5 protein-coding genes are annotated in these 6,022 nt (G+C 34.5%); all 5 read right to left on the bottom strand.

What is annotated here, in order from left to right:
- Window positions 1-192 precede the first annotated feature (192 nt).
- Entirely contained in the window at window positions 193-663 is a 471-nt protein-coding gene (locus H4J62_RS16950; RefSeq protein WP_182217302.1) for a hypothetical protein, read from the bottom strand.
- A 135-nt stretch (window positions 664-798) separates the two neighbouring features.
- Entirely contained in the window at window positions 799-2,526 is a 1,728-nt protein-coding gene (locus tag H4J62_RS16955) for a diguanylate cyclase (RefSeq protein ID WP_182217303.1), read from the bottom strand.
- 223 nt (window positions 2,527-2,749) lie between these two features.
- A complete protein-coding gene (locus tag H4J62_RS16960) occupies window positions 2,750-3,715 on the bottom strand; it encodes an acyl-CoA desaturase (protein WP_182217305.1) in 966 nt (321 codons plus the stop codon).
- A 106-nt stretch (window positions 3,716-3,821) separates the two neighbouring features.
- Window positions 3,822-4,685, bottom strand: coding sequence for an alpha/beta hydrolase (locus H4J62_RS16965; protein WP_182217307.1), 864 nt, complete (start codon window positions 4,683-4,685; stop codon window positions 3,822-3,824).
- 274 nt (window positions 4,686-4,959) lie between these two features.
- Window positions 4,960-5,784 (bottom strand): NERD domain-containing protein, encoded by an 825-nt coding sequence (locus tag H4J62_RS16970; protein ID WP_182217308.1) that lies wholly within the window; start codon window positions 5,782-5,784, stop codon window positions 4,960-4,962.
- Window positions 5,785-6,022 lie beyond the last annotated feature (238 nt).

Here is a 6,022-nt window from a genome sequence, read left to right on the forward strand (position 1 = left end):
TTGTGACGTTTTTCTTTTATTTTGCCCTTAAGCTTATCGATAAAGCAACTTACTTAGCTATTTTAATTTACACTTAGCATGAGACTGATACTTACGAGCTCAGCGTAATTATTGAAGTCGATTTTTTTTGCTAAAATATTAATGGACAAAAATCTAGTGTTTATTGCCTGGCCTTACGATTTATAAGCTCAGCTACAAACTATCTATAATTTTTTGATTAGTTACTTTTTCTGCCAACAAATCATCTTCTTCGCTGATAAAACCAAAAATCTTTGTCAATCTATCACCAAGGAAAGCGTCTTCATATTTACCCAAGCAATAAGCCTTATATTTCTGACCTTTTTCAAGTGTGATATCAATATTATGAAAGTTATAAAGTCCCCTTGATTCACATCGAATAACAAATTGATACTCACCTTCTTTTAGATAAACTACTGCGGGAACTGTATCCCAAACATTAACAGAAATAACTTTGGCGCCATTGGTATCAAATGCTGAAGTAATATCAGTGACTAGTTCATAATCGCCAACCCATAAACCTACGTCATCTACAGAGACACTAGACAGGGTTTGACTAGAGATATTATTTGGGTTGTAAGTATCTATTGTTGAAGCGCAAGCGCTTAATAATAATACCGAGAATATAATAACTAAAAATTTCATTATTAAACCTTATAAGGTGAACTGGGTTACCCGTTGTTGTTAACTTATGAAAAAACGTGAAACCTAAGATTGTAAAGCAATTAATTTTAGCAAATCCGCGACTTTAAGGCCGAAAAATGACATTGCTAAAATGTGCTATTGCTTATCTTGTTTGTATTTATACATACGTTTATCGGCTAGTGATAAACATTCAGATTGATTTAGGGTTTCAAAACTCGTTGCAATACCAAAACTTAGCCCCGCATCTTTCCACCCTTTTTCTTGTAACTCTTTTGCCGTTTCTATTAGTAGATCAGACAATTTCAGCAAAAGTGGCTTAACCTGTTGTGAGCTTTTAATACTAACAACCCAAATAAACTCATCACCACCACAGCGAAAAATGCTACCAAGGCCTTGAAGTTTTTTTTGCATGATATCAGCTGTTGCAATCAGCACTTTATCACCTTCGTCATGGCCGAGTTTGTCATTGATTTTTTTAAAACCATCTAGATCAATAAAAGTAATACAGTAATGCCCTTTTAAGCTGGCTAATTTTTCATTTTGAGCAAAGCGGTTACCAATTTGAGTTAATGGATCAATACGTGAAATAGCATAAGTGCGATGAAATTCTTTCTGTTGTATTTGCAACCATTCAGCTAAAGAAAGAAGAATACAAATACAATCGATGGTTAGCGCTATTTGCACAATCAGTTCAAGAGAAATATCCCAGTCAATCTTATAAAGGTGAGATAAGACATAACCCATTAACGTCAGTCCATATAAAAGATTGCCAATTAGATAATACTTAGCCCTAAAATCTTTTTGCGCGAGCATAAATATCCCAGTACCAATACAGAGTGGGATCCACAGCGTTGCGATAACATGTGATATTAAGTAGCTCTGCGCAAAAGAACTAAAAGGCATGAACAAACCTAAACTTAAGCAAACTATCGACAGTAAGTTAAATGTTTTAGCTAATTTAGGATGATCTTGTTGGCAATTAAATAATAACTTTGTGAATTGACAGGCTGAAGCAATAGCAAAAGGGAATATCCATATAGCGATGTAAACGGGGTTAAATGTTGACACCGCAAATAAATGACCAAAACTTCCTGAGGCTAAAAACCAACCTAAGCCTTGTATGCCTATATAACCAGTACAGGCCAACGTAACCAAATACTTGGTTCTGAGGCATATAAAGAAAGCGATTAAGGCTAACGTAAGCATTACTGCAAATGAAATAGAGGTGATGCTATTGACAAAAAATTGCTTGTTGTAAAATGCTGCCTTATTATAAAATTTTACTGTAACAGGTGTTGCAAACATTTTAGCTTCAATATAAATCCACAGCGTGCCCGTTTCCTGTTGATTTAATGAAAGGGAAAATGCTTGCGAGTGAGCTAATTTCGGGTTCGTACCACCAATCTGCCCAAAGTTTGCTAACGTTATAACTTCACCGCTGTCGCGCTGCCAATAAGCGGTACCTAAATCGAGATAATTAGTATGAAGCTTAACAAACCAAGTATCTTCATGCCCTTTTGTATTAATTAACTTAATCTTAGTAATATAAGCGCCGCGACCTCCTAATGTCGAAGTGACTTGTTTAGCATCTTGATATAATTGACTTAACTCCGCAAAAGTAGGATTTATCCCTATCGATTGAGTTTGGTACCAGAGATTATGTTCATTTAGTTTGATTTTATTGAGATTATCTAATTTTACATAAGGTTGTGCACTTATTGAAATGGCGGTGAGTGAAAAAATTAGAAGAGCAAAACATGCGGTATATTTTGTAATAACGTATTTAAGGATGCGAATATAATTTTGATAGCGATATATAAAATTTAGAATATTCTTATAACCTGTTAAAACTCCATGCTTCATATTATGTTAAAAATATTATGGTATAACAAGAATAATTGGTTAAATAACAGCTAATATTAAATACAAAAGGTTCTATTTACACGATGAACCCAAAAAAGTTAACGTGCCTTTTGTGTACGATGACAACGCACAAGTACATGAGTCATTCTGCATTGCTCCAGCTTTTCTTTATCAATAAACAACACCACGAGATAATGATTACTCGTTAGCGCATAAATACAAACTAAGTGCCGTTTCGAATGAACTTTGCTATTTTACAATCTTCTGGAACTCGTTCTACACGACTATCTAGATTTTCAGCCTCAGCGACAAGCTCTGAACGAAACGGAAGCTCCTTAGGCAGTTTAATGTTTTTTACAATACCTAAGTTGTGTAATATATTTAAAACCCACCATCCAAGGTCAGGTTCATCACTGTACAAACCTAGCATTGCAGACCCAGGATAAGCATGATGATTGTTGTGCCACGCTTCGCCCATAGAAAGAAAACCTGCAATTCTAACATTGTGACCTTGAACTGCTGCGCCTTCTACTTTCCATGTGCGTTCACCTTTATTGTGAGCAAAATAACCTATTAACCAATGACCACCTACAGATATTACAATCCTTACAGATATTCCCCAAACTAACCAAGAAATACCACCAATGAGAAACAGAGGGATAGCTAAAATTAATTGTTGGAATATCCATGTTTTTTCAACAAATAGATAAAACCTATTGAGAGAAACTTCTTTTTCTATGATGAACTCAGGTGGATTATTAAGTTCAAGATCGCAATTTAATTGCCACCAACCATCTTTTAATATTTTGGAGCCATGCAATAAATAATCGTGGCACTGTGGTTGTCTTTGAGCCCAATCGCGGAGGTCGTGTTGAATAATCATTCCTATAGGACCTGACATACCAACTAGCACCCCTAAGTATACGAACAAATATTCCATCCATTTAGGACACTCGTAAGAACGATGGATTAATAAACGGTGCATTCCAAGTGAGTGTCCAAAACACAATGTTATTATTGTGAGTACGACGAATACTGAGAAGGCTGATATTGACAGGACAAATGGAGCAACAAAAACTGTTGCGGCAACATGAGTTAAGAACCAAATTGATTTAATTGGTTTCCACTTTACCATTCCCTTGAACGCAGATGTGTCATTGTCCGATTTAACTCTATTAGTATTGAGCATGAATATCCTGAGGCAGCTAACGCTTTGTTAAGCGGCAAACAATAGTTGGCTGAATGTGTGAGGCAAGAACAACAGCCAGCTATTATTTGTTGGTTTTAAAGCCTTGTTAGCCGTTTTTACAGCAAATTAATTTATTAATAAAATCCTGATATACTTTTATTGCCTTATCTTTTTTCATTGTTTCTGCATGCTCTGTATCCGGAATGATCGCTAATACTTTAACCGAGCTTGGAGATATGTCATAAAGCTCTTTCGAGTTATGCACTGGCGTAGTTGAATCGTCTTCACCAATTAAGAAAAGCAATGGTTTCTCATATTCTTTAATAAAATCAACATTATTTATTTTTGTCAATTCAGGTGATAAATATATTGAATAAAATGGTTTTGACCAAGCAGGAGTTAGATTATCGACTAACTCTGGCACTGTATTGATAGCACCATCTAGAATTAATGCGTCTATATCTTTATTATTTGCAACATAACTTGCGATTAAAGACCCCATCGATAATCCATGGATGGCTGTAGGTAAGTTAGTTGGAAATTCACCCTTAGAAAAGTCAAAGATTCTTAATGCATCTGTTCGTAAATTATTAAGAGACAATATATCTTTTTTATCACTTACTCCCATGCCTCGATAGTCAAACCAAATAACGTTCGCAGGTAACATAGAAAATTTATTCAATATTCTCGATGAAAGGCTAATTTTCATGCCATTCGCACTGAAAAAGACAATATTAACTAAAGCATCTTTGTTTATTAACTTAACGCCTCTAAGTGTAATACCATCCTCAGCGGTTAAGCTAACCGCTGAGACAACAGCCGATATATTAGATTCAGTCAGTTCAGCTTGAATTTTTGTAATGTTGAGTTGCTTTTCAGGATGCTCATCTTGGTATACAAATGATTCAGTTGTATAGTTTGCAGAACATCCAGAAAGTAATAATAAAAATAATATTGTGATTTTTTTCATATCTAGTAACACTCCTTGTTGATTTAACGACTAATAGCTTATTAAACAGGCAAAGACCTATTTTTATCAAGGCAATTATCCGTCTGTCTTTTTTTTAAAATAAAAGTTACCTTTATATTAAAATTATATCAAACATTGATTAACATTAATTAACGAACTTTTGATAAACGTGTGCTGTTATCACGCTTGCTCTGTTGAAAACATACCAAAAATTAATCACCAAACTAGATTCTGTTGCTATACCCAAATGTGCATTAGAAAGCATGGGTAAACGTTAGAGATCAATACTTACACTTAACTCCGACTCATTTTTAAGTACATTCCTACATTTGGGAAATGAACTACATCCCCAAAACTCATTATCTACATTATTACCTTTATTGGCTTTATTGGCTTTACGTAAGACCATATCAGCACCACATTTTGAACAATACTTAATATCAGATTTCTCTTCTACAATACCTCGAACGTGCTTAATGTGTTGGCGATTTGTTTTAAAACTTCGTTCCAATCGTCCACTTTCAATTTGCTCGATAATGGTAGTCACTTCATCAACATTGAAAATAATATCAGTTTTACTTTTGATATATTCAATACCACCACGAGCAAACCTTACATTCTCTGGCATTTTAGTTTTAAAGGTACTATCACCAATAAAGATAATGACTGAGAATATATAATCATTTTTTGCGTTACTCCCTACTAAGAGAAGATCTTCTAACGTCTTTATGTGTTTATAGTTTTGATGAAGTGGGTTCTGAAATTTTGATTTGTGTTTAAAGATTTGTTGAGTCCATTGCTTTTGATTAGCACCACCAAAAATCCAACCTTTCATATTCTTAGTTTCAACCACGAATATGCCATATTTTGAAACTATGATGTGGTCAATCTGGGTAGTGCCATCCTCAGTAGGAAGTGTCACGTTTTTAATAAGGTGATAATCATTTTTGTCTAAGAAAAACTTAATGAGCAAGTTAACTTGCCACTCACCCAATACACCTTTAAACCATGCAGACTTTATGACGATAGCAAATATGAAGATCGGTATTAGATACCAAGCGGCACTGATCATCATGTTGAGGTAAATTGTTAAATCCATTTAATACTTACTTCCATATTGGTAGCTACTAGCTAATTTTGTCCTTTATTAGCCAGTTAATTTTATAATAAAAATCAGCAGTAACTATCTAAACACACTTATTATTAAATACACTATTAGGCGACAATTAGCTTGGCCGGGTCGCGACAATTAGGTTGACCGGTTTTGGTACACTTTAGATATATCAAATTCAATAGAGAAAGATATGTCTGGAAAACCCATAACCAAGCAACAGGTT

It is taken from the genome of Colwellia sp. BRX8-5, assembly GCF_014077325.1.
Taxonomy (GTDB): Bacteria; Pseudomonadota; Gammaproteobacteria; order Enterobacterales; family Alteromonadaceae; genus Colwellia_A.

What these genes read in the sequence shown, in the direction of transcription:
- H4J62_RS16955 (WP_182217303.1), bottom strand. Translation starts at nt 2,526, where the DNA reads ATGAAGCATGGAGTTTTAACAGGTTATAAGAATATTCTAAATTTTATA.
- H4J62_RS16970 (WP_182217308.1), bottom strand. Translation starts at nt 5,784, where the DNA reads ATGGATTTAACAATTTACCTCAACATGATGATCAGTGCCGCTTGGTAT.
- H4J62_RS16960 (WP_182217305.1), bottom strand. Translation starts at nt 3,715, where the DNA reads ATGCTCAATACTAATAGAGTTAAATCGGACAATGACACATCTGCGTTC.
- H4J62_RS16950 (WP_182217302.1), bottom strand. Translation starts at nt 663, where the DNA reads ATGAAATTTTTAGTTATTATATTCTCGGTATTATTATTAAGCGCTTGC.
- H4J62_RS16965 (WP_182217307.1), bottom strand. Translation starts at nt 4,685, where the DNA reads ATGAAAAAAATCACAATATTATTTTTATTATTACTTTCTGGATGTTCT.